Source organism: Luteococcus japonicus (genome assembly GCF_003752415.1).
Lineage (GTDB): Bacteria > Actinomycetota > Actinomycetes > Propionibacteriales > Propionibacteriaceae > Luteococcus > Luteococcus japonicus.
This window is the reverse complement of the sequence record NZ_RKHG01000001.1, coordinates 2,585,064-2,607,614: the sequence shown is the minus strand read 5'-3', so window position 1 is coordinate 2,607,614 and position 22,551 is coordinate 2,585,064. Positions and strand designations below refer to the sequence as shown.

Sequence of the window (22,551 nt, the reverse complement as noted above, 5' to 3'; positions counted from 1 at the left end):
AAGGAGATGGCGATGCTTCGGGGGAACATCACCACATGGATGGGGCGGCCTGACTTCCCGGTCCTGGCCCATCTGCATGCACCACAGGGCCCAGTCAAGGGCGCGGTGGTGCTCTGCCCGCCGTTGGGCCGCGAACAGGTGGCCAGCTACCGCACGCTGCGCCAGCTGGGTGACGCGCTGGCCCGCAATGGCCTGCTCGCCGTGCGCTTCACCTGGACGGGCCAGTCGGATTCGGCCCCGATGGATCCGTCGCTGAACCTGCTGGACAACTGGCGTGCGGACCTGGCGGCCGTCGTCGAGCAGTTGCGTGGCGCCGGCGTCGAGCGAGTCCACCTGGCCGGTCTGCGGTTGGGTGCGCTGCTGGCCGCAGCCCAGGCTGCCGAGCTGGACATCGCCTCCCTGCTGCTGTGGGATGCCGTTCCCAGCGGCCGCCACTTCCTGCGCTATGAGCAGGCGATGTACGCCTCCGACGGCTTGTCCGGTGACGGCTCGGAGGACTTCCACGGTCTGGGCTACACCCTGCGCAAGGCCGATGGCGAAGAATTGCGGGCACTGAAGCTGAAGGGGCTGACGCTGCCCGAGGTGCCCACAGCCACCATCGTGCGGGCCGGCGGGGCGTCGGATCCGGGGGCCTACCCGGGCAACGACGGTGTGTGGAGCAGCGACGAGCAGATTGCCATGTTGGAGACCTCGTCCATGACGGCAGCGGTGCCGACGCGCACGGTGGCCGCCATCACCTCCTGGTATTCCTCCATCGCCGGCGAAGCGGACCAGGAGCTGCACCTCGAACCCCGGCCCGTGGCCGAGTTCCACGTCCCCGCCCCCGGGCAGGGGCGTCATGCGGCGATGGTGCGCGTGCGGGAGAGCGTCGTCGAGCTGTCGACGGGGCTGCTGGGCATCCTCACCGAACCCGTGGACCAGGAGCCCGACCAGTCGGTGCTCTACGTCGCCGCCTCCAGCGAACCCCTGGACGGGCCGAGCGGGTTGTGGGCGATCAGTGCCCGTGAGGTGGCCGCGCTGGGCGGTTGCGGGCTGCGCGTGGACAAGCACGGCACCGGTGAACTGGGCGGTCCGCTGCCCACGGACCCGATGCCCTACATGCCGGCCTTCGTCGACGACGTCGCCACCGCTGCCCGTTGGCTGGCGGCACACACCGGGACCAAGCCGATCGGGGTGGGGATGTGTTCCAGCGTCTACTTCGAGATCGTGCGGCCCAACGGACTGCTTTTCAGCAAGGTGGTGGGCATCAACCTGTTGGCCTTCGACCGCAATCCGGCCGACATCCCGGACGAGGTGGCAATGGCCACGGATCCGAGCCACCTGGACCACACCGGCGAGGAGGGCGCGGCGCCCGGCGCCACTCGGAAGCAGCGCCTGCGCGCCGGTCTGAAGACGAACATGCCGCAGCCGCTGTGGCGCACCCTGGGCCGGCTCGGCAAGGCGCACGCGCCTGATGACTTCCTGCGGGAGGCCGCCCTGGACACGGAGCTGGTGCTGGCCTTCAGCCCGGAGGACTTCGGCGCCCTGGCGGCACAGCGCGGCGAGGCGGCAATTGCGTGGGCCCGCCGTACCGGAGCGCCCTTCCAGGCCATCGTGGACCCAGAGCTGGACCATGCCCTGTTCGGGGTGCGGGCCCGTCGGCGCAGCTGCCAGTTGATCCGCGACGAGCTGCTGCGTTCGCGCAGGCTGCGGGCCACTCTCGGCTCTTGAGCGGGCTTTGGTCACTATCGTGAGGAATGGCAAGGGGGTGCCAATGAACACGGGGGTCGATCTGGTCGACGTCGGCGAGGTCGCCGACGCGCTGGAGCATTTCGGCGAGCGCTACCTGCGTCGCATCCACCGGGCCGAGGAGTTGACCGGCCACGACGGCCACTCCCCCGCACGCCGGGCCCAGCACTTCGCCGGGCGCTTCGCCGCCAAGGAGGCCGTCTTCAAGGCACTGCACTTTCCGTCGGACCGGGCACTGCCCTGGACGGACATCCAGATCATCTCCACTCCCGGTGGCTGGCCGGGTGTGGTGCTCCATGACCGGGCCCGGACGTGGGCCTCCAGCCAGGGCATCTCCCAGGTGGAGCTGTCCATCACCCATGACCGCACGATGGCGATGGCCTTCGCCGTCGCAGTTTGAAGGAAGAAGACCATGACCGAACAGACCGTTCGCCAGGTGCTCGCCGAGCACGGCCGGATGAGCACCGATGCCAACACCATCGGCCTCGACGATGACCTGTACGCGGTGGGCATGACCTCGCACGCCAGCGTCAACGTGATGCTGGGGCTGGAGGACGAGCTGGACGTCGAATTCCCCGACGAGATGCTCAACCGCGAGACCTTCGGCACCATCGGCCGGATCGTCGCGGCCGTCGAGTCCCTGCAGGACTGACCCCTACACAGCTCCAACGAGAGGAACCACCATGCCGGTCGGCAGTGGAGAACAGGCCCGCGTCGAGCTCGCGAAGCAGCTTGAGCAGGCGGGGCACCAGAGCCCCAGTGGCAGTCATGGCATCTACGGCCGTGGCGCCGATTTCGAGGCCGTCATCGACGGTCTCGCCAAGGCACTGGTGGCCCTCGAGAAGCCCGACGAGACGGTGCAGCGGATGTTCTTCCCGCCGCTGGAGCCCCGCGCTGCCTACCTGAAGACCGACTACCTGGCCAGCTTCCCGCAGCTGACCGGCGCCGTCGACACCTTCACGGGCAATGACAAGGACCACAAGGCGCTGCTGAAGGTCTACGAGGAGGGTGGCGAATGGGCCGACACCCTGGTGCCGTCGGGCCTGATGATGGTTCCCGCCACCTGCCACAACGTGTACCCGCGCTATGCCGGGGAGCTGCCCGAGCCGGTGCGCGTGGAGGCCCGTAGCTGGTGTTTCCGCCACGAGCCCGAGGTGGACCCGATGCGGATGGTCTGCTTCCGGATCTACGAGCAGGTCTACATAGGCACCGCCGACGGGGCGCAGGAGCACCGCGACGTGTGGATGAACAACTACGTCGCGCTGTTCAAGGACCTGGGTCTGGGCGTGACCACCGACGTCGCCAATGACCCCTTCTTCGGGCGCGCGGGCCGCATGCTGGCCGTCGGCCAGAAGAGCGAGGCCTTGAAGTTCGAGGTGCTCACCGACATCTACGACGACAAGCAGACCGCCATCGCCTCGGGCAATGCCCACCGCACGCACTTCGGCGAGAACTTCGGCATCACCCTGCCCGACGGAACGCTCGCCCACTCGTCGTGCGCCGGGATGGGCATGGAGCGCGCGACGATCGCCCTGCTGGTCCGCCACGGCATGGATGTCTCGGCCTGGCCCGCCGACGTGAGGGACCGTCTGGGTCTTTGACCGATGCTCCCCGAGCGGACACCCCCGCTCCCCGAGCGGGATCCCTCGCCCCCGAGTCTGTCGAGGGGCCAGCCAAAACAGAGAGCGATCGAAGGGGTTTGCTGCCACTACGGCAGCAAGCCCCTTCCTTTGCTCTCTGATTTGGCCGGGAGGGCCGGGTGTTCTCGGCCTGTCAGGCCTGAATTGGACCTCTTTGGTGCCCTGAGATCTTCTCGATGAACTTGGCGGTGTCGGGACTGCCCCCAGTTTGGTTGACAGATTTCTAGGGGCTGGTCAGGCGGCCTGTGTGACCGTCTGTTGGACCAGTTCGAAATCTACTGGGGTGAGCGCACGAGACCGCCACCGGCACCCGAACCTGCGCCCCCTTGGCCTGGGCCAAGTCGGTAACCAAGGGGTACATCATTCTGGGTTGATGTCACGAGACAGATAGGCCGCGGCGCGACGCAGGACCTCGTTTTCCCGTTCCAGCAGCCTGATGCGTTTCTTGGCCTCCCGCAGTTCGGCAGCCGAGCGGTTGTCGCCGGCCGGGGCATCAGCGCGGTCGGCCTTGGCCAGCCAGTTGCGCAGGCAGGACTCACTGATCCCGAAGTCCTTGGCGATCTGGCCATTCGGCGCCTCGCCCTTGCGGGCCACCACAATCACGTCGTCGCGGAACTCCTGGGGATGGGGCTTGGGCATGACATGCATCCTCTCACCAGGCCCTCACGGACCTGAGATGTCAGTGTCAACCAACCCGGGGCAGTCCCTCAGGGCCCCACGTGCAAGGATTGGCTAGTGGGTCCTGGGTTTTTGGTGGCATCGACGGCGCTGCTGACCAGTGTTGTCTTCGCCCTGTTGTGGTGGCGGGAACACAGCGCCTTGTCACAGATGAACCGTTCCCAGCGTCGATTGGCTGAGCTGGTCGAGCAGCGTGTGGAGCGGCCCAATGTCCTCGGTCACGAGGTGCGTACGCCTCTGGCGCTGATCAGTGGTGCTGCTGAACTCTTGGCTGAGCAGAGCCCTGGCCCGCTCAACGATCGCCAGTTGGAGTTCGTGCAGATCATCGCGTCGAACTCTCGGCAGGTGGTGGCGATGGCGGAGGACCTGTTGGTGGAGGCCCAGATTGAGGCGGAGATCTTCGAACTGCGCCCGGTCAGCGTCGAGTTGCGCTCACTGGTGCGCGCCACGGTTCGGGAGGTGCGGCGGATCAACTCCATTCCCATCGTTCTGGTCGACCAAGGCCCCCCCATCGAGGTATGGGCGGACCCGGACCTGTTGCGCCAGGCACTGTGGAATCTGGTGAACAATGCCGTGAGACATGCTGGAGAGCCTGGCCGAGTCACCATCGAGGTCTCCGCCAGTGAAGACGAGGCTGTCCTTCAGGTCAGCGATGAGGGGCAGGGCATGAGTGCCGAACAGTGTGGGCGGCTCTTCGAGCCCTACATGGTAGGGCAGTCCCGGCGACCCGGTACCGGCCTGGGGATGATGATCACGCGGCAGATCATCACCCGACATGGAGGGCGCATCCTGGTGGACAGCCTGCCAGGGCAGGGGACCGCGATACTTCTGGCGCTGCCTCTGCAGAGATCGTTAGATGAAGACCGGGTAGGAGGGCACGATGAACGAGGCGGCACCTCGCGCGTTGGTGGTGGACGATGAAACGCAAATGCTGGGCATCGTCGCATTCGCGCTGGAGACCCAGGGGTTTGAGGCCGTCTGCGTCCACAATGCGGAGCAGGCAGGAGCCAGACTGCGCGCCGAGCATTTTGACCTGCTGGTGCTCGACGTGACCCTCCCCGGGGCCTCCGGTGTGCAGTTGTGTGAGCGGGTGCGGGCTACCAGCGACGTGCCCATCATCATGCTCACCGCCCGCACAACGGAGCAAGACCGGATTGCGGGCCTGTTGGCTGGTGCCGACGACTACGTGACTAAGCCCTTCTCTCCCCGAGAACTGGCGCTGCGTGCCCAAGCGATCGTGCGTCGAACCCGTCACGGGGCACCGTCTGGAGAGCAGGTGTTGGTCAATGGCCCGCTCTACATCGACCCGACTCGCCGTGAGGTCAGGGTGGGACAGCGACGTGTGCAACTCAGCGAGGTGGAACTACGGCTGCTGGTGGCCCTGACTCGTCGCGCAGGCCAGGTGGTCACTTGGGCGGACCTGCTCAACGAGGTCTGGGCGACGGGTGAACAGCGTGGCGGCCGGGACATGATCAAGACCACCATCTACCGGCTGCGACAGCACCTCGGTGCGGAGCGTGAATGGATCACTGCGGTGCGTGGCACCGGCTACCTGATGACCCGTCTCGATGAGCAACGACGGCTGGACCAGCGATGACCGCCGGGGTACGCCGGGGCTGGACCAGAAATGCACTGGCCGCTTGGCTGGCACTGGTGACGGTCTCGGTCCTGATGGTGGGGGCGACGCCTGGGACAGGGCCTCGGTTGGCCGTGGTGTGCAGTTCCATTGAGGACATCTGCCAGCAGTGGGCGCATGACTTCACCGAGGCCACTGGGGTCAGCGTGGACATGGTGCGGATGAGCTCTGGGCAGGCGCTGGCGGCCGTGCAGCGCTCCGATGGGGAGTTCGACGTCTGGCACGGGGGTACCTCGGACCTTTACGAGGTGGCGCGCTCCCGGGGTCTGTTGATGCCACATGCCAGTTCCGCGGCTGCCACCATCCCGTCGCGTTACAAAGCCAGCGACGGTAGCTGGATCGGGGTCTACCGGGGGATGCTGGGCTTTTGCTCCAATCAGCGGGTACTGCGACGTCTTGGTGTCTCACCTCCCGAGGGCTGGGAGGACCTGCTGGATCCGCGGCTGCGCGGACAGGTAACGCTGCCAGATCCACGCACCTCGGGTACGGGATACACGATGTTGTGGACCATAGTGCAGCGAACTGGCGGTCTAGAAGAGGCGATGGAGTGGTTCGAGCGGCTTCGTCCAAATGTGTTGCAGTTCACCAGTTCCGGAATGGCACCCAGTGGCATCGCGGCTCGGGGCGAGGCCGCCGTGGCTGTCACCTTCACCCAACACTGCGTGAATGCCCACGACCAGGGCCTCGATGACCTCATCGTCGGGTACCCGAGAGGAGTCACCGGGGCGGAGACGGGCGCCGTCGCCGTGCTGGCGGCTGCCCGACATTCTGATCTGGCGCGTCGCTACGTGGACCACGCCGTTGGCCAGCAGGCGCAGGAGGCTGGGGGACAGACCTCCCCGCGCCAGCTGCCCACCCTGCCCGGTGCTTACACGGATCCGCGCCTTGAGCTGCCTGCTGGAACCCGGGAACTGGAGGCCTCCGGTGACCAGGCGGCTCGGCGGCGGGCCGGTCTGGTGGCCGAATTCGTACGGCGAGTGGGACCATGAGGGCGACGGTCCCCGGCACCCTCCGAGTGCTTGCGCTTGGCGTGCTGGGAGGACTTTTGACCTTGGCGCTGGGTCCCTGCCTGCGCTGGGCAATGGGCGACGAGGGCCGGCGGGCGATGCTGTCCACCACAGCCTGGCAGGCTCCGGTGCTGGGTAACACCCTCGTACTGGGGGTTGGTCAGGCAGTTCTGGTGACCTGGCTGGCGGGACTGCTGGCGGCGGTCCAGAACCTCTGCTTCCCGGGCCGCCGGTTGCTGCACATTGTCGTGCTCACGCCACTGGTGACCCCGGCCTGGACGATGGCATTGGGCCTGGTGATGCTGCTGGGCAACAGCGGATTGTTGAGGAGCTTGATGCCTGGCGGGCTCGATGTCTACGGGCTGCCCGGACTGGTGTTGGCCGGCTCCCTCCAGGTGCTCCCCTTCGCCTACCTGGCGATGCTCGCGGCCGAACGCTCCGTTGATGCCCAACTCCTGGACCAGGCTCGGATGCTGGGCCTGGACCAGAAGCGAGCGAGACGGCAGGTGGCGTGGCCCCGCCTGCTGCCCGCGACTGCTGCGACGGCGCTGGTGGTCTTCGTCGAGGCCATCACCGACCTCGCCAACCCGGCCGTGCTGGGTGGTGGGTACCCGGTGCTGGCCTCCCGTGTGCACCTGGCAGTTTCTGCGGAGTATGACCTGGCGGGAGCTGCCATGCTGGCGCTTTTGCTCGCAGTCCCAGCCCTGCTCCTCCACCTGGCGGCCCGACCGCTCGGTGGCCGGGGACGGTTCCGGCTGCTTCGTTCCGGCACCCCGGCACCTCGACATGTCCCGTCGCCGGGAGAGTGGTCAATGGTCTTCTTGGCCGGTCTCGTGGGGCTGGTACAGGTCCTGGTCCTGGGTGCCGTCCTGCTCGGAAGTGTCGCGTCCAGCATTGGGGTGGATGCACAACCCACCACGGCATACCTTCGTCAGGCCTTGCGCGGTGCCCATGGCGAGGCCTTCGGCTACGGCCTCCTGTTGGCATTGCTGGCCCTGCCCGTCACGGGAACGGCAGCGATGGTCATCGCCCTTGCAGCTCATGGCCGGGGACGACTGGCCCGTTTGGTGCGGATGGCGGCTTGGTCGCTGGGGGCACTGCCCGGTCTCTTGGTAGGCCTGTCGGTCATGCTGGTCGTGCACACGGCACAGGGACACAAGTGGTCGGGAGGCCCCTTCGGCTGGGTGACCGCCGTCGCCATCATCATGGTGCACGTGTTGCGCAGCCTTCCTGCGGTGGTGACTGCCCTGCTTGCACGCCTGGACCTCGAACCGCGAGTCACGAGGGATGCCGCCCGGCTGCACGGCGTCGGCCTGTGGAGACGGTTGCGTGTGCACTGGTGGCCGCAGCTGGCGCCGGAGCTTGGCCGCGGCCTGTGTACCAGCCTGCTGCGCACCCTTGGTGCAGTGGGTTCAGTGGTTTTCCTGACCAATTCGCATGTCGGACTTCTCAGCGTGCGAGCACTCACCGAGGTGGATGCGGGGCGGGTTGGGGCGGCCTGCGCGATGGCGGTCTGGTTGGCGGCCGTCGGATGCCTGGTGCTGGCCGTCTGCCATCCCGTGCTGGGCGCCAGGGAGGAGGACTGATGCGCGACGAGCAGGCAACGCCAGCGCTGAGGGCGCACGGAATCGCTCGTCGGATTGGCGGGCACGCTGTCCTGGCCGATGTCGGTCTCGAGGTGGCCACCGGCCAGTCACTGTGCGTGATCGGTCCATCGGGCAGCGGCAAGAGCACCCTGCTGCGGGCTCTGGCCGGCCTCGATCCGCTGGACTCCGGCCAGGTCCTCGTTGATGGACGAGATCTTACTCTTGCGCCACCTCACCGGCGCGGCATTGCGATGGTCTTCCAGGACGCAGACCTTTTTGGGGACCTGGACGTGGCGGAAAACATCGCCTTCGGCTTGGGAGGGCAGCGCTCGCGGGCTGCCCGTCACGACGAGTGGGTGAGAGTGACAATGTTGCGCCTGGGCTTGGCTGGTCTGGAGGACCGGCTGCCTCACCAGCTCTCCGGTGGTCAGCGACGACGCGTCAGCCTTGCCAGGGCGCTCGTCACCCGTCCCCGCGTGCTGCTGCTCGACGAGCCGATGGCAGCTCTGGATGACCGGATGCGCCTGGATTTCGCGCGGCAATTGCGTCAGGTGCGACAACGGACCGGCACTGCGATGATCCATGTCACACATGACCAGGCTGAAGCGCTGGGCAGCTCTGATCGACTCCTGGTGCTCTCACACGGGCGAGTCCTGCAACAGGGCACCCCGCAAGATGTGCATGCCCGTCCCTCCTCGGCCGAGGTGGCGGCATTGCTGGGGCGTTCGAACTTCCTGGAGGTCGACGTCGACGAGTTGCGCGGTACACCCGGTGCCCTCCGCGCTCGGGTGCGAGCTCTCGGCGCCACCGGCTGGGTGGATGCCCACGACGGGCTGCTGGAGGGGTCTCGTCAAGCGCGGTTGCTGGTTCGTCCCCATGCGCTGGCCGTCGAGGAACGCGGCCTCCTTGCCCCGGGCCAGCCGTGGCGTACGGACGAGGTCTACGACAATGTCGGCTTGCTGCAGCAGGAGATCTTCCAAGGCGATCACCTGCTCCACGTTGTGGAGACCGAGCGAGGCACGGTGACAGTGCGTTCGCCCCTGGGACAGACACTGTTGGAAGGGAGCACCGTGCGCCTGCGTCTGATCCTCGACGAGTGCTGGTTGTTGCCCGGCCAGGGTAGGTCCTGCTGAGTGGAAGGTCTCGGTAACGGGCTTGTCACCGATCGTCACCGAAGATGCCGTCACGTCGTGCAGGCGGGTCGGCAGAATGAGGCTGACAGTGAGGTCGCCCGCGGGCCTCCTCTTCCCCTGATCCGGAGCACATCATGTCCCACACAGTTGACCAGCCGCGTCGTGGCTGGCTCGCGGCGCCGCAGCCCGCCCCACGCCTGAGCGACACCGAACAGGCCGCCGAGTACCCCTCGTGGCGCCTGAAGGTCTTCATCGGCATCTTCTTCGGCTACGCCGGCTTCTACCTGATCCGCAACAACATCCCGCTGGTCGCCAAGATCCTGCTCGACGAGGGTCGGATGGACAAGGTGGGCGTCGGCCTGATCGCCAATGCCGCGCTGATCGCCTACGGCCTGAGCAAGTTCTTCTCCGCGACGATCTCCGACCGCTCCAATGCCCGCTACTTCCTGCCCATCGGCCTGGCGCTGTCGGCCGTGGCCAACCTGTGCATCGCCTTCATCCCGGCCATCTCCGCGTCACTGACGGTCTTCGCCATCGTGATGTTCATCAACGGCTGGTTCCAGGGCATGGGCTGGCCGCCGTGTGGTCGCGTGCTCGTGCACTGGTTCAGCACCAATGAGCGCGGCTGGAAGACCGCCATCTGGAACTGCGCCCACAACGTCGGCGGCATGACCGTGGGTGCGCTCGCCGCCTGGGGTCTGGCGATCAGCGGCGGCAAGTGGCAGGCCGCCTTCTGGCTGCCCGCCATCTTCGCCCTCATCGTGGCGGCGGCCGCCTTCATCCTGATCCGCGACACCCCGGAGTCGATCGGTCTGGCACCCATCGAGGAGTTCCGGAATGACCCCGCCAAGGTGGAGGCCGCCGACGTCTCCACCGAACAACTCGGCTACTGGCAGACGATCGTCAAGCATGTCCTGCTGCGTCCGACGATGATCTACCTGGCCCTGGCGAATGTCTTCGTCTACGCCCTGCGCTATGGCGTGCTGTCCTGGACGCCCACCTACCTGTCCGAGGTGCACAAGGTCTCGGTCACCAAGGGGATCGCCGGCTTCAGCCTCTTCGAGCTGGCGGGAATCTTCGGCACCCTCGCCTGTGGCTGGGTCTCTGACAAGGTCTTCAAGGGCAACCGCACCCGCACCGGCATCACCTTCCTGGCAGGTGTCGGCGTCTTCCTGGTGGCCTACTGGCTGAGCCCCGTCGGCACCCCGTACTGGTTGCTGATGGTCTACCTGTTCTTCATTGGCGCCTTCATCTATGGCCCCGTCATGCTGATCGGCCTGCAGGCGCTCGACATGTCCGCCAAGCACGTCGCCGGTACGGCCGCCGGATTCACCGGCCTGTTCGGCTACGTGATCGGCGCGACGATGGCCTCCACCGGCGTGGGCTGGGTGGTGCACCACTACGGCTGGGCCACCACCTTCGCGGTGCTGACCGGATGTGTCGTTGCCGCGGTCGCACTGATCGCCCTGGTGGGCCCGGAGGAGAAGCGCCTGATGGAGGCGCACCGGGTCGCCAGCCATCGTTGAGGTATCCCGGTGCCTCTGGACATAGCGGGCGGGGTCCCATCACGGGGTGGTGGGACCAACCCCTCGCAGTACCTGTCCCGATCGGGGGTGTCCCTATGTTCCTCTTGGTGGTCAACCGCGGTCCGACAACGCGTTCCAGTGCAGGATCGATCTGGGTCAGCAGGCCTCGGATACGGTTGGACAGGCGGGTTGCCTCAGTGGACGAGTCTTCGTCGAAGCCGACCAGGACCTTGAGTTCGGCGAGGGTGTCCTCACCGGCGTCGACGCGGCGCAGGGTGTGGGGCATGGTCCGGGCTGTGTCGGCGATGACGAAGGCATCCCGGGCGTCGGTCTTCGCTGATCCTGGGTAGAGGTCGGCGGCGCGGCGCATCGCCAGCCCGGCAGGTAGGCCACCTGGATGCCCATCGACTCGGCCACGGCGATCGGCAGGGCGCCGCTCGTGTTCGGCTGGTCGACAATCACCAAGACTCGTCCGTGCTCGGTCAGGGCGTGGAACAGGTCTTCCAGCATGGTCTGGTCCTGGGGCAGGGGCTTGTCGAAGACCTTCTTCCCGGCAGCATCGAGTGCGCAGGCGTAGTGGGCTTTTGTTTGCCCACGTCCAGCCCGCACCAGATCTCGAAACCGGTGTTTTCGCTCATGCCGATCACCATCCTTGTTTCGAAGGAACGCTCGTCGATCACTGGTGATGCGTCAGCTGCCGGCACCCACGTTACGTCAGACCTGACTACGGCCATGTCCCTATCAGCGGTCGGCTGGCGCCACCAGGCCCGGTGACAGAACCTCGAGGATCATGCCTACGACTGGTTCAGAAAAGTCATGCCGGGCCCGGCGACCGTGACCCCGGCGACGTCGCTGGCACCAGTGCTGCCCGGCGTAGCCCTTCGGCCACCCAGACAGCCGCGAGGAGCACGGCAAGCAGGAGTGCGACGCCGTAGGTCATGTTGGCCAGCTGAGGGGTCAGACCGGCTCGGGATCCTCCACGCACGGGGCTGAGCATCACGAGGCCCACGAGACCCGCGTCAACTGCCGGCACCGCAGCCAGCCGGCTGCGCCCTGCCCGCAGCAGACGCAGCGAGGCGGCGCACAGGGCGACGAGTGCTGGCAGGGCCGCCAGCAGGGCGTAGTGCAGGTTGGGAGTCACCACCGCGGTTGCCAGCGCGAGCAGAGTGACGGCACGGGCATCCAGGAAGCCCCAGCGACGCACGGCGATGGCCCCAAAGCCCAATGTGAGGACCGACGCCAGCGCGATGCCGCCCAGGGCGACGGCGGGGTGGTACGGGTTGTCGAGGAGGCGGCCGATGGTGGCCGCGAGGTCCAGGCGTGTGTAGTGGGTGTCGCCTGGTTGGGCGCCGTCGCCATCCCGCAGGGTGTTGAGCAGGATGTGGGTGGCCTGCGGAACTCCCCCCGCCCGTTGGGCGATGATGAGTCCGATCGGGAGGCCGAGCAGGGTTGTCAGCCCCAGTGCGCGGCAGGCCTCGCGAGCGCGGCCGGTGAGGGCCAAGGCCAGCAGCAGTGGTAGCCCGACGTTGGGTTTAACGATGGCCACGCAGGTACCCAGCACGACGGGTGAGAACCAGCGCTCGATGCCGAGGCAACGGCCCGGCAGACCGTGATTGCCGACCAGGGCCAGCATGGTGCCCGCGGCGCACAGCAAGGCATAGTTCCCCTGGGACAGCGAGGTCTGGACGGGACGCAGCACCAGTGTGGCGGCGGTCACAGCGGCCACCAGCCAGGGAAACCGGGAGAGGGTGTCCTCGAACCACAGGGTGAGGCTGCGGTGCACCATCCACACGAGACAGGCCACCAGGAGTCCCGTCCACAGCACCGCGGCGGCACGGTAGGGCAGCAGGAGCAGTGGTGCCGTGAGCCACCAGTAGCTGGGGACGTAGAGCGGGTAGAACTGCACCTCCGGGTAGGTACCCGTGAAGGTGGACCGGTCCCACGGAATGCCACCGTTCATGAAGTGGAGCACCGGAAGCCAGACCGAGTCCCGGAAGTCCACCAGGCTGAAGGGGTGGAAGCTGATCACGTCGTCCGGTCCGGTGGCGCGCACCGCAACCAGCGTGCCGAGCACGAGCCACAGGCCCATGGCGGTGGCAACGGACCACGCGGTGGAGCCGCAACGACGGACGTGCACGCTGCGCAATGGCATGGCGATGCTCATGGATCAGACCTTCCCCGAGCCGCTCCCCCGAGCAGCGTTCACCTGAGAATATTCGACAGAAGCATCGAGAAGACATCGTGACTAGCAAAGACGCGGGTGGCGCCGACATCTCCAAAGCACACCATCAGGTGCACTCCCGTCGTGGAATGACAACGGCGCCGACCTCCAGGGGAGATCGGCGCCGCGACGCTTGGCGAGGATCACTCGCGGATGTTGTCCTTGTTCTGGTGGAACCACTCGATGGTGTGCTCCAGACCCGAACGCAGGTCGTACTTCGGCTCGAAGCCCTCGCCCTTGAGCTTGCTGACGTCGAGCAGCTTCTGCGGGGTGCCGTCGGGCTTGGTGGTGTCCCACTCGACCTTGCCGGTGTAGCCCACGATGTCGGCGATGGTCTCGGCCACCTCCTTGATGGTGGTGTCCGTGCCAGTGCCCACGTTGACCTGCTGGGGGCCGTCGTAGTGCTCCATCAGGTGCAGGCAGGCGGCGGCCATGTCGTCGACGTGCAGGAACTCGCGTCGCGGGCTGCCGGTACCCCAGTTGGTCACGACCTCGGTGCCGTTGGCGACGGCCTCGTCGTAGCGACGGATCAGGGCGGGCAGCACGTGCGAGCCCTTGGGCGAGAAGTTGTCGCCGGGGCCGTACAGGTTGGTGGGCATGGCGCTGATCCAGTGCACACCGTGCTGGCGACGGGCCGCCTGCACCTGCAGGATGCCGGCGATCTTGGCGATCGCGTAGGCGTCGTTGGTCTCCTCGAGGTAACCCGTCAGCAGGGCGTCCTCGGTGATCGGCTGGTCGGCGAGCTTCGGGTAGATGCAGGAGCTGCCCAGGAAGAGCAGACGGTCGACACCCTGCTCCAGAGCGGCGTCCATCACGTTGACCTGGATCTGCAGGTTCTTGCTGATGAAGTCGTACGGGTAGGTGTTGTTGGCCAGGATGCCGCCCACCTTGGCCGCTGCCAGGAAGACGTAGACCGGCTTGGTCTCGGCGAAGAAGTCGAAGACGGCCTTGCGGTCGGTCAGGTCCAGCTCGGCGTGGGTGCGGGTGACGATGTTGGTGAAGCCCTCGTCCTGCAGCTTGCGCAGGATGGCTCCGCCGACAAGGCCGCGGTGTCCCGCGACGTAGACGGTGGCGGAGCGGTCAAGGGCGGTGGGCGTGTAGGTGTTCTCGGTCATGCGGTGATCCCCCGGATGCGGTAGATGTTGTCGACGAAACACGGGACGGCGCCGGGGCATTCCCAGCGCCGTCCCGTCATGCGATCACGCCCAGGTCTTGAAGCCCTCGAGGGGCTCGCCCTTGCCGTTGACGGCAGCGTCAATCCAGATCTTGCCACCGACCTCGACCTGCTTCATGTCGTTCTCGACCATGATCTTGGCCAGCTGCGGGGTCAGCACGCTGGCCTTCCAGCCCAGCTTCTCCTCGGCCTTGCGCGGGTCGCCGATCAGGGCGTCGACCTCGGTGGGGCGCAGGTAGCGCTCGTCGAACTCGACGTACTTCTCCCATTCCATGTCCGCGGCCTCGAAGGCGAACTTCAGGAAGTCACGCACGGTGTAGCCGACGCCGGTGGCGAGCACGAAGTCCTCGGGCTCGTCGACCTGCAGCATGCGCCACATGCCCTCGACGTACTCGGGCGCGTAGCCCCAGTCACGGATCGAGTCGATGTTGCCCATGTAGAGCTTGTCCTGCTTGCCGGCCTTGATGGCGGCGACGGCGCGGGTGATCTTGCGGGTCACGAAGGTCTCGCCGCGACGGGGCGACTCGTGGTTGAACAGGATGCCGTTGACCGCGTGCAGGTTGTAGGCCTCGCGGTAGTTCTTGGTGATCCAGTAGGAGTACATCTTCGCGGCGCCGTAGGGCGAACGCGGGTACATCGGGGTGTCCTCGGCCTGCGGCGGCGGGGTGGCGCCGAAGAGCTCGGAGGTGGAGGCCTGGTAGAAGCGCGGGCTGATGCCAGCCTGGCGGACGGCCTCGAGCAGGCGGACGGTGCCGGTGCCGGTGGTGTCGGCGGTGTGCTCCGGCTCGTCGAAGGAGACGCGCACGTGGCTCTGGGCGGCCAGGTTGTAGACCTCGTCGGGACGGATGTCGTCCATCAGGGTGACCAGGCGTGCACCGTCGGACAGGTCACCGTAGTGCAGGGTGAGCTTGACGTCCTTCTCGTGCGGATCCTCGTAGAGGTGGTCGATGCGGTGGGTGTTGAAGGTGGAGGCGCGGCGAATCAGGCCGTGCACCTCGTAGCCCTTGCCAAGCAGCAGCTCGGCCAGGTAGGAACCGTCCTGTCCGGTGATACCGGTGATGAAGGCCTTCTTGGCCATGGGTTACTCCATTTCCTTGGTGGTGACGCGGGATCGCACGGCCGACAGCCCGGCGAGCCATGAACCGACTCGCTGGAATGCCGAATCTGCCGACAGGTGCTCTTCCGCGAAGCGGCGAGCGCTGGCACCGTACTGGCCGGCTCGGTTGACCGAACCCGCCATGTCTTCAACGGCGTCCAGCAGGGCTGCCGGATCGCCGGGGCTGATGATCGGGCCTGCACCGGCGGCTCGCACCTCGTCGGAGGTGGCGCTGTCGGTCTCGGTGGCGGCAACCACCGGCTTGCCCTGGATGAAATAGCTGGTCAGCTTACTGGGCACGGCCGACTCACGCAGGCCCGGCTTCTCATTGACCAGCAGGACGTCCGCGCACTGCAGCATGGCCGCGTACTCGGCGTCGTCGAGGGAGGGCACGAAGACCAGGTGCTCGATTCCCTGACCCAGTTCCTCGAGGGCCTCGCGGCGGGAGCCATTGCCCACCAGGCCGAAGACCACCTTGGAACCTCGCTGGTCGGCCAAGCGACCAGCCTCGACGATGTTCTCGAGGTACTGCTTGGCGCCCATGTTGCCGGTGTGGATGGCGACGAGCTCGGCGTCACCGAAGTACTTCTGGCGCACGTCCGCCGGGTCAGCAGCAAGGTCAATCTTGATGTGGCTCCAGTTGCGGGAGACACACACGTTCTCGTCCTTGACGCCCAGGTCGTCGACGACGTGCCGACGGAAGCGGTCGTGGATCACCAGCACGCCGGAGGCAGCCTTGAGAATGGTGGATTCCACCTTCTCCAGCAGCCTGCCCTTGACGTTGCTGCCGCCGATCTCCCGGGCGCCGTTGCTGTAGAGGTCCTGGACCCACACGGTGACCGGGGCCTTCCCGAAGCGCCCGCGGACAACCTGGATGCCGGTGCTGATCAGGGCCGGGCTCACGCAGAGCACCACGTCGGGCTTGTGCCAGGGGCTGAGTGCAGCGCCGAGGCCGAAGGTGACTTCCTGCAGGATGCGGCTCAGGCCCATGCCGCCGGAACCAATCACGTGGCGAACACGGCGAACGCGGACACCGTTGATGGTCTCAGTGCTGGTCAGACCCTTGAAGTTGGTGTAGTTGCTCCACTGCGGGTAGTGGGGAATGCCAGTGATCACCTGGACCTGATGCCCCTGCGCCACCAACCCCTCGGCCATGGCTGCCGTGTAGGGGGCGATGCCAGAAATCTCCGGCGCATAGTTCACCCCAATAAGCAGAATTATCACTGCCTTGTTCTCCTTCATGGGCCAAGGATCTTGGCCCGTCCCCCGACTAGGCATCCTGATTGCAGCAGCCCTTAAACCAGTGTCACCCTACCGACGAAAGTCACTGACAACGTCAATCCTGCCTGAGACTCCGCTGAATCTACGTCAGCCAACCGGTCGACCAAGTGGCGCAACGATGCGTGCCCCCGCTGGCACATCCTTGGCGACCAAGGCAGTAGCCCCGACGATGGCGTCCGTGCCCACCGTCACTCCGCGGAGGACCGTGGCCCTCGTGGCCACCCAGCTACCGTCCTGAAGCACAATCGGGCCATTGTCGAACTCAAAGGCCGGGTCGTTCGCGTCATGGCTCCCGGTGCACAGCAGCGCACCCTGCGAGACGCACACGTCATCGCCAATGGTGATCGGTTCCAGATTGAGCAACCAGGCACCCACACCGATCCAGCAGTTCTCACCGACCACGAGTTTCCACGGCCAGTGCACGCGGACATCGTGCCGAATGAGGGTTCCTTCACCGATCCTCGCCCCGAAGCCACGCAGGATCCGCGCCCGCACCGACGGGGGGCACAGGACCGATCGCTGCACCGGTTCCGCGACCAAGGCCCAAGCAGCGCACACCAAGGGACTGCGCCCCTTGTCATACCCGCGTCCCGTGAAGCTGGAAAGCCGTCGCAGGTGTCCGCCGACACCGGTCGTGTTCTGCATTGTGTTGTCCCCCCCCGTGATTCGGTGCCGGGACCCGTTGCGTGAGTCCGACCCTTGGTGCCCATGCTGCCACAGTTGTTCTGGCCACAAGGCCCCCTGCGCAAGAATCCAAATCTGACGCTCAGGTAGCTCGCCTAGTATGAACGGGCAAGTCAGATCCCGGGGGAAGAGGTGTGCTGTGCCCAGTCACGAGTCGAGGAGGGCTCCAGAGGGACCCACGTCCCATCCTTCAGGGACGACGGAAGAGCCGGGCGCCGCACCGAACGGAAATCGCGGATTTCTCATCAATGCCGCAGGTGCCATGCTGCTTCCTCTGGTGGCTTTCGTCACCGCCCCGGTTCTGGCACAAAGCTTGGGCGTCCTCGGACGAGGCGAGGTTGCCAGCGCCACGGCGCCGTTCCTGCTGATGTCTGTAGTGGCCAGCCTTGGCCTTCCCGATGCGGTCACCTACTTCGTCGCAAGCCGTTCGGTGAGGATGCGGACGATCGTGGGCGGTGTGATGGGCATCGCGGCTGCACTGGGGTTGTTGGCCAGCGCAGGCATCGCCCTGGCGAGCGGCTGGTTGGCTGGCGGGGACACTGCCCTGGCAGGCCTGGTACGCATCGCCGCCATCCCACTGCCGCTCTATCTCTGCCTGGGTGTCGTGCGAGGCATCGCCCAAGGCCTGAACCGATGGAACCTCGTGGCACGAGAGCAGGCGATCTTCGCGGTAAGCCGCCTCATGTTCATCGTCGGTCTGCTGGGCGCAGGACATCTCGATGTACTCACCGCGACCATCGTGTTCGTCGTGAGCCCCATCATGGGAGGGCTGGCGTACCTACCACTTCTGGGTTCTTCGTTGGACTACCCCCGAACAATCAGGGAGCCGGCTTCCCTGGCACGTCTGTTCCGATATGGATCAATGACATGGCTCGGTGCGATCTCGGGAATCCTGATCTTCCGCCTTGACCAGACCCTGATGACCCCCCTGTCCAGCACCGAGGAGCTCGGCCTCTATGTGGTGGCCGCCGCCATCGGCGAGATCCCCGGCATCCTCACCACTTCAATCCAGAATGTCACTCTGGCCAAGCAGTCCGAGGATCCGCAGCTACGCACGCTCGGAGAGACTTCCCGTCTGGGCCTCTTGGCCAATGGGCTGTTGAGCCTGGGCTTAGCTGCCGCCAGCCCTCTCATCATTCCGCTCCTCTTCGGGCGCGAGTTCAAATCAGCAGTGGCCACGGCATTCATCCTGGTCCTGGCCGCCACGCTCAACGTCCCAGGGGCCGTGGTCGGCGCAGGGCTCGCTGCCCGCTTCCGACCAGGCCTCCGCAGCCTGGCCCTCGCCATTGCATGCATTGCCAATCTGGTGGGACTGATCCTCTTGGTCCCGCGATTCGGCGCCACCGGAGCGGCGTGGTGCATGGTGCTCAGCAGCTTGGTCCACTCTGCCGTGGCGGTGGGCATCTTCCACCACCTCTTCGGCGGTCGCATCCAGACCTTGGTCGTGCCACGCCACAATGACTGGCTCAACGTCCTGGGGTTCATGGCCCGGTTGGCTCACCGCGCGCACCTCCCAGTACCAATGCCCCCCGAGCCTGTCATCCCACGCCGTGCGATAGATCCTGACGCCCATCTCTGACCCGGAGAACCGCCTCTGACCCGGGGACCAACGGGCTCCGGAGTCAGACCCGGGGCAGCGCGGCACCAGAACGGGTACCTACACAGCGGAGCGCCCCGCCGACGGAGTCAGCGGGGCGCACCGGGGCGAGCTGTGTTCAGCCCTGGGAGGTTCGAGTAGCGCGATCACGACGGATCCGGCTCACGGCATGAAGAGCTTGGCTCGCCAGACGCAGGGGCATCGGGCTGCCCAGGATCTCGCGCTGGACCCGGCCCGCCTCGGCCGCCAAGCGCTTGGCGTGCTGCTGTGACGTGCCTCCCGTGACGAAACGGGCAACCGGCCGGTGAAGGGTCGCTGTCTGCATGCCAGCCGCCAACATCCGAGCCGTGATGGCGTAGTCCCCCGTGACCTTGAAGGACAGGTCATATCCTTCGCGTCGCAACTCGTCCGCCGGGTACATGATCGCCTGGTGAGAAGTGGGCAGTGCATGGGCGATGTACTTGGCATCACGAGCCGAGCGGCTGACATTGTGGTCACCCATGTCCAGCTCGTAGTCGAAAAGACACAGGGCGCCCCGGTTGTCCGTCAGGAACCGCTCGATCGGGGCAAAATCCTCGATGACACTCACGTCCCCGCCGTTCAAGAACCAACCGAATTCACCACGGCTTCGTGCAATGGCATGGTTCATGCCGTCGTAGATCCCACCGTCAGGTGCAGATTCCAAGACCGCCCACGGGTAGTCCGACACCACATGCTCCACCCCCTCGGTACCCCCGTCCTGGACCAGGACCTCCACCCGGTCCCCCGCGGTGTCCATGATCGGAACCAACGAGTCAAGAGTGGCCTTGAGGCCGGGAAGGTCACGGAACGTGACGGTGAGGACAGACAGCAGTGGACGATCGGTGCTCATGAAGAGTCTCCTGGGACGTGGGGTGTGGATGGATCAAGATTTCGGGTGAGGACGAGCGCCAACGCGAGCCACATCATCATCGCAAACTCAGGGAGGAAGATCCCCCCGTTGAAATGCATGCACATGGTCAACCAGACCAGTAACGGGGCACTCGCGTTCTTGCTCCTGATCGCCCGATAGACCCAGTAGAAACCACCGATGACAATGGTGAGACTGGCAATCAAACCGATCCAGCCAAAATAGAAGACCAGAAGAAATAGACCATTGTCAATCGTGGTACCAACGTCGGTGCCATTGACCAGACTGGCCTCCAGGGTCACCTGTTCCACGGAACCCATCGGACGCCCGAGAGGCAGATGGAAAAGAACATACTTCAGCAGAGGAAGTGGAGCGATCAATCGATAGTTTGCCGAACTGTGGGAATCCCCAGCGGACGAAAGCCTGCTGATCAGGTAGCCCCCAGCGAAGACGACCATTGCCCCCGCGGCCAAGAGGCTGATGACTACAGTGCGACCACGCTTTCCAAGGCCCCACGCCAACACCATCAGCATGAACACCGCCAAGCCCGTCGCCGAGCCCGCCAACAACAAGCCGATGGCCGTGATCACGACAGTGGCAATCTCCTTGTGCCGCAGCCGCAGCAGGGCGCCACAGAGGAAGGTCATCGTCAGCGCCACATATGAGGGCTCCAAGTAGAAGCCCTGTGCTCGGGGCATTGAACCTGGAACCATCCATACCTTGTAGTGGTACAGGTACTGGAACGGCCCCCACGGATTGAAGAATGTCTCGATTCCAAAGAAGCCCAGCACGGACTGGAGCGCGCACAAGACCACGATGATCGTCAGCGCCAAGAAGAGTACGGCAGCCACGTCGATACGCCCTGGCCACCGGGGCTCCAGACCAGACAGGGCCGACAACCAGAAGACAACGGTGACGAGGCACAGCCCCAACGTCTTGACGTATCCCAGTGGCGTGGCGTGAAAGGGGTCGAAGATGGCGGCCAAGGCCGTCATCGAGACGATCAAGGAGATGACGACCCCAAAGAGCGGGCGATTGATGCGCGATGTCAAGGCATACAGCAGCACGAACGCCGCCAAGGCCCCCAGCGTCAGGGGATAGCCCACCACCGCCACGATTTCGAAGTGCTGGAAGATCACCCCCACGAAGACCAGGAGCGCAGTCAGCAGGGATACGTGGAGGCCAGCTTTCGGCTCACCCCCAGATTCCTGTACGGACATCCCTGACCTCAGCTGCCGAATCTGGCGCGGGGGGGCAGTTCCAGGGGAGTCACAGAGGCATGACGCCCCTCCAGGCCTTGAGCTGGGTCTGACGCACTGGCCTTGTTCAGGACCTTGGACACCGCCAGGCCATCGTGCGCCTGGATACGCTCCATCACAGCAGCCAGTTCCTCGCGGGTGGTCTGCGGCGTCGCCACGACGATGGCGTCGGTGGCAAGATCAGACAGCGTCTTTGCCAAGGTGGACTCTCCGAGCCCCGGGGTGTCGATGACGATGGCGTCGTACGTGCCGCCAAGCTCCACGAGAAGCCGCCGCATCGCCGCAGAACCGATCATGGCGACAGCGGGCAGTCCACCAGAACCCACGGGCAGGACGGACAGGCCGGGCTCGGCCTGAGGCCTGTGCAGCGCCTTGGGCAACGGGATACTGCCGGCCAGCACCTCCGACAGACCGGGGGCGCCGGACTTGACACCAAGCTTCTCCCCCAGGCCTCCGCTGTTGACTGCGGCGTCCACCAAAGCCACGCTCAGGCCGCTGGCGGCAAGACCACGCGCAAGCTCGAGGCTGACCGTGGTCTTGCCCTCACCCCGGTCGCCGGAGGTGACCACGGCAATCGGTCGTCGATCATCATCGATGCGTCCCTGCAGGAAGTTCGCCGGCAGCTGCTCCAAGGCCACGGAGTGGCTCGGATCGAACCGCCCGCCCCCCTGGACCGCGTCGTCCTTGGGGAGCACCGCAAGAAGGGCTCCAGTGTCTCGGGACCGGACCAACTGTCGCGAAGTTCGAATCTTCGGATCGAGGAGGCCACGCAGGAGTGCCGCGGCCAGACCGGCAGCCAGGGCCGCCGCGATCCCCATGATGGCGTTGTTGTACGGATTGGGTGCGCTGGCAACGGTGGGCAGGGCCGCCGGCATCAAGACCTGGGCGTCCGCCATGTGCTTGCCTGACGCGCGACGCGGAGAAAGATCCACGGCGGCCTGCGCGAGGTGCTTGGCCACGGAATTGCAAATGTCCTGCGCTCGCTTGGGATCCGTGTCATGCGCCTGGATGATCACGATGGACGTGTCCTCCGGCGACGTGATTGCGAGCTTGCCCGCAAGATCCTCGGACTGCATGTCCAGCCCGAGTTCCTTGATCACCGGGTCCAGGATCAGGGGCGATGCCGCGAGCGAGCGGTATGAGCCCATCTGACTGCTCACATAGATGGACCCTTGGTACATGTCGGAGTCAGTACCCCCACCAGCGACGGTGAAGTAGTCCTGGGCCTCCGTCATGTACTGCTTCGGTGCGAGGGCGGTGTACAGGCCCACGAGGAGCAATACCGTCATTGAAGTGCCGACGAACCACCGCCAACGGCTCTTCAAGGTGCTGAGAATTCCACCACTCTTCATCAGAAAGGACCTACTTTGCTGTCGTGAATTCCCCCGGATTGCACGGCACAATCCCGGCGGCGAC

At 65.8% G+C, this 22,551-nt stretch carries 19 protein-coding genes and 2 pseudogenes; 11 read left to right on the top strand and 10 right to left on the bottom strand.

Translation table 11 applies throughout. The annotated features are described in order from the left end of the window. Positions 1 to 12 precede the first annotated feature (12 nt). Genes EDD41_RS12395 through EDD41_RS12380 form a run of 4 tightly spaced genes read left to right on the top strand, consistent with a single transcriptional unit; the run spans position 13 to position 3,329 of the window. Positions 13 to 1,710 carry an alpha/beta fold hydrolase gene (locus EDD41_RS12395; RefSeq protein ID WP_123576116.1) on the top strand — a complete coding sequence of 566 codons (1,698 nt, stop codon included), beginning with the start codon at positions 13 to 15 and terminating at the stop codon, positions 1,708 to 1,710. Between the two features lie 43 nt (positions 1,711 to 1,753). After that, entirely contained in the window at positions 1,754 to 2,128 is a 375-nt protein-coding gene (locus EDD41_RS12390) for a holo-ACP synthase (protein ID WP_123576115.1), read from the top strand. Positions 2,129 to 2,140: 12 nt separating this feature from the next. Continuing rightward, positions 2,141 to 2,380 carry an acyl carrier protein gene (locus EDD41_RS12385; protein WP_123576114.1) on the top strand — a complete coding sequence of 80 codons (240 nt, stop codon included), beginning with the start codon at positions 2,141 to 2,143 and terminating at the stop codon, positions 2,378 to 2,380. Between the two features lie 31 nt (positions 2,381 to 2,411). Then, positions 2,412 to 3,329: a class-II aminoacyl-tRNA synthetase family protein gene (locus tag EDD41_RS12380; protein ID WP_123576113.1), complete on the top strand. Its 918-nt coding sequence runs from the start codon at positions 2,412 to 2,414 to the stop codon at positions 3,327 to 3,329. Positions 3,330 to 3,657: 328 nt separating this feature from the next. Here EDD41_RS12380 and EDD41_RS12375 read toward each other — a convergent pair. Next, positions 3,658 to 4,007 (bottom strand): annotated as a pseudogene (locus tag EDD41_RS12375) (transposase); the annotation flags it as partial. A 114-nt stretch (positions 4,008 to 4,121) separates the two neighbouring features. Here EDD41_RS12375 and EDD41_RS12370 point away from each other — a divergent pair. From EDD41_RS12370 to EDD41_RS12345, 6 genes are all read left to right on the top strand, one after another. Beyond that, complete coding sequence (locus EDD41_RS12370) at positions 4,122 to 4,967, top strand: sensor histidine kinase (RefSeq protein WP_148060556.1); 846 nt, start codon at positions 4,122 to 4,124, stop codon at positions 4,965 to 4,967. Next, complete coding sequence (locus tag EDD41_RS12365; protein ID WP_123576110.1) at positions 4,927 to 5,643, top strand: response regulator transcription factor; 717 nt, start codon at positions 4,927 to 4,929, stop codon at positions 5,641 to 5,643. Before EDD41_RS12370 ends, EDD41_RS12365 begins: the two co-directional genes overlap by 41 nt. Further along, complete coding sequence (locus EDD41_RS12360) at positions 5,640 to 6,671, top strand: extracellular solute-binding protein (protein ID WP_094765888.1); 1,032 nt, start codon at positions 5,640 to 5,642, stop codon at positions 6,669 to 6,671. Before EDD41_RS12365 ends, EDD41_RS12360 begins: the two co-directional genes overlap by 4 nt. Further along, positions 6,668 to 8,275: an ABC transporter permease gene (locus EDD41_RS12355; protein WP_094765887.1), complete on the top strand. Its 1,608-nt coding sequence runs from the start codon at positions 6,668 to 6,670 to the stop codon at positions 8,273 to 8,275. Before EDD41_RS12360 ends, EDD41_RS12355 begins: the two co-directional genes overlap by 4 nt. Next, on the top strand, positions 8,275 to 9,408 hold the full coding sequence (locus tag EDD41_RS12350) for an ABC transporter ATP-binding protein (protein ID WP_170165371.1): 1,134 nt from the start codon (positions 8,275 to 8,277) through the stop codon (positions 9,406 to 9,408). Before EDD41_RS12355 ends, EDD41_RS12350 begins: the two co-directional genes overlap by 1 nt. Before the next feature lie 134 nt (positions 9,409 to 9,542). Continuing rightward, positions 9,543 to 10,934 carry an MFS transporter gene (locus tag EDD41_RS12345; protein WP_094765885.1) on the top strand — a complete coding sequence of 464 codons (1,392 nt, stop codon included), beginning with the start codon at positions 9,543 to 9,545 and terminating at the stop codon, positions 10,932 to 10,934. Positions 10,935 to 11,046: 112 nt separating this feature from the next. On the opposite strand, the pseudogene EDD41_RS12340 reads toward EDD41_RS12345, so the two are convergent. The 6 genes and pseudogenes from EDD41_RS12340 to EDD41_RS17220 form a co-directional block, all read right to left on the bottom strand. Beyond that, positions 11,047 to 11,572, bottom strand: a pseudogene (locus EDD41_RS12340) (IS110 family transposase); the annotation flags it as partial. Positions 11,573 to 11,748: 176 nt separating this feature from the next. Further along, the gene (locus tag EDD41_RS12335; protein WP_123576109.1) at positions 11,749 to 13,098 is read right to left on the bottom strand and encodes a glycosyltransferase 87 family protein; all 1,350 of its coding nucleotides are present in this window, start codon (positions 13,096 to 13,098) and stop codon (positions 11,749 to 11,751) included. A 200-nt stretch (positions 13,099 to 13,298) separates the two neighbouring features. Continuing rightward, positions 13,299 to 14,270: a GDP-L-fucose synthase family protein gene (locus EDD41_RS12330; protein ID WP_123576108.1), complete on the bottom strand. Its 972-nt coding sequence runs from the start codon at positions 14,268 to 14,270 to the stop codon at positions 13,299 to 13,301. A gap of 84 nt (positions 14,271 to 14,354) precedes the next feature. Beyond that, positions 14,355 to 15,407 (bottom strand): GDP-mannose 4,6-dehydratase, encoded by a 1,053-nt coding sequence (gmd, locus tag EDD41_RS12325; protein ID WP_123576107.1) that lies wholly within the window; start codon positions 15,405 to 15,407, stop codon positions 14,355 to 14,357. 3 nt (positions 15,408 to 15,410) lie between these two features. Then, positions 15,411 to 16,667: a glycosyltransferase family 4 protein gene (locus tag EDD41_RS12320; protein ID WP_170165370.1), complete on the bottom strand. Its 1,257-nt coding sequence runs from the start codon at positions 16,665 to 16,667 to the stop codon at positions 15,411 to 15,413. Between the two features lie 126 nt (positions 16,668 to 16,793). Beyond that, entirely contained in the window at positions 16,794 to 17,129 is a 336-nt protein-coding gene (locus EDD41_RS17220; RefSeq protein WP_211336658.1) for a DapH/DapD/GlmU-related protein, read from the bottom strand. A gap of 361 nt (positions 17,130 to 17,490) precedes the next feature. Between EDD41_RS17220 and EDD41_RS12310 the strand changes: the two genes are divergently transcribed. Beyond that, positions 17,491 to 18,969, top strand: coding sequence for an oligosaccharide flippase family protein (locus tag EDD41_RS12310; protein WP_123576104.1), 1,479 nt, complete (start codon positions 17,491 to 17,493; stop codon positions 18,967 to 18,969). Positions 18,970 to 19,105: 136 nt separating this feature from the next. Here EDD41_RS12310 and EDD41_RS12305 read toward each other — a convergent pair whose 3' ends face one another. Genes EDD41_RS12305 through EDD41_RS12295 form a run of 3 tightly spaced genes read right to left on the bottom strand, consistent with a single transcriptional unit; the run spans position 19,106 to position 22,424 of the window. Then, positions 19,106 to 19,858, bottom strand: a complete 753-nt coding sequence (locus tag EDD41_RS12305; protein WP_123576103.1) for a glycosyltransferase — start codon at positions 19,856 to 19,858, stop codon at positions 19,106 to 19,108. Further along, complete coding sequence (locus EDD41_RS12300; RefSeq protein WP_123576102.1) at positions 19,855 to 21,096, bottom strand: O-antigen ligase family protein; 1,242 nt, start codon at positions 21,094 to 21,096, stop codon at positions 19,855 to 19,857. The genes EDD41_RS12305 and EDD41_RS12300 overlap by 4 nt, the downstream gene beginning before the upstream one ends. An 8-nt stretch (positions 21,097 to 21,104) precedes the next feature. Beyond that, positions 21,105 to 22,424, bottom strand: a complete 1,320-nt coding sequence (locus EDD41_RS12295) for a nucleotide-binding protein (RefSeq protein WP_170165368.1) — start codon at positions 22,422 to 22,424, stop codon at positions 21,105 to 21,107. Between the last annotated feature and the right edge of the window lie 127 nt (positions 22,425 to 22,551).

Excerpts from the sequence above, each read along its gene's own strand:
- EDD41_RS12300 (WP_123576102.1), bottom strand. The coding sequence starts at position 21,096 with ATGTCCGTACAGGAATCTGGGGGTGAGCCGAAAGCTGGCCTCCACGTA.
- EDD41_RS12385 (WP_123576114.1), top strand. The coding sequence starts at position 2,141 with ATGACCGAACAGACCGTTCGCCAGGTGCTCGCCGAGCACGGCCGGATG.
- EDD41_RS12355 (WP_094765887.1), top strand. The coding sequence starts at position 6,668 with ATGAGGGCGACGGTCCCCGGCACCCTCCGAGTGCTTGCGCTTGGCGTG.
- EDD41_RS12320 (WP_170165370.1), bottom strand. The coding sequence starts at position 16,667 with ATGAAGGAGAACAAGGCAGTGATAATTCTGCTTATTGGGGTGAACTAT.
- EDD41_RS12310 (WP_123576104.1), top strand. The coding sequence starts at position 17,491 with ATGAACGGGCAAGTCAGATCCCGGGGGAAGAGGTGTGCTGTGCCCAGT.
- EDD41_RS12380 (WP_123576113.1), top strand. The coding sequence starts at position 2,412 with ATGCCGGTCGGCAGTGGAGAACAGGCCCGCGTCGAGCTCGCGAAGCAG.
- EDD41_RS12330 (WP_123576108.1), bottom strand. The coding sequence starts at position 14,270 with ATGACCGAGAACACCTACACGCCCACCGCCCTTGACCGCTCCGCCACC.
- EDD41_RS12305 (WP_123576103.1), bottom strand. The coding sequence starts at position 19,858 with ATGAGCACCGATCGTCCACTGCTGTCTGTCCTCACCGTCACGTTCCGT.
- EDD41_RS12395 (WP_123576116.1), top strand. The coding sequence starts at position 13 with ATGCTTCGGGGGAACATCACCACATGGATGGGGCGGCCTGACTTCCCG.
- EDD41_RS12295 (WP_170165368.1), bottom strand. The coding sequence starts at position 22,424 with ATGACGGTATTGCTCCTCGTGGGCCTGTACACCGCCCTCGCACCGAAG.
- EDD41_RS12365 (WP_123576110.1), top strand. The coding sequence starts at position 4,927 with ATGAACGAGGCGGCACCTCGCGCGTTGGTGGTGGACGATGAAACGCAA.
- gmd (WP_123576107.1), bottom strand. The coding sequence starts at position 15,407 with ATGGCCAAGAAGGCCTTCATCACCGGTATCACCGGACAGGACGGTTCC.
- EDD41_RS12360 (WP_094765888.1), top strand. The coding sequence starts at position 5,640 with ATGACCGCCGGGGTACGCCGGGGCTGGACCAGAAATGCACTGGCCGCT.
- EDD41_RS12345 (WP_094765885.1), top strand. The coding sequence starts at position 9,543 with ATGTCCCACACAGTTGACCAGCCGCGTCGTGGCTGGCTCGCGGCGCCG.
- EDD41_RS12350 (WP_170165371.1), top strand. The coding sequence starts at position 8,275 with ATGCGCGACGAGCAGGCAACGCCAGCGCTGAGGGCGCACGGAATCGCT.
- EDD41_RS12335 (WP_123576109.1), bottom strand. The coding sequence starts at position 13,098 with ATGAGCATCGCCATGCCATTGCGCAGCGTGCACGTCCGTCGTTGCGGC.
- EDD41_RS12390 (WP_123576115.1), top strand. The coding sequence starts at position 1,754 with ATGAACACGGGGGTCGATCTGGTCGACGTCGGCGAGGTCGCCGACGCG.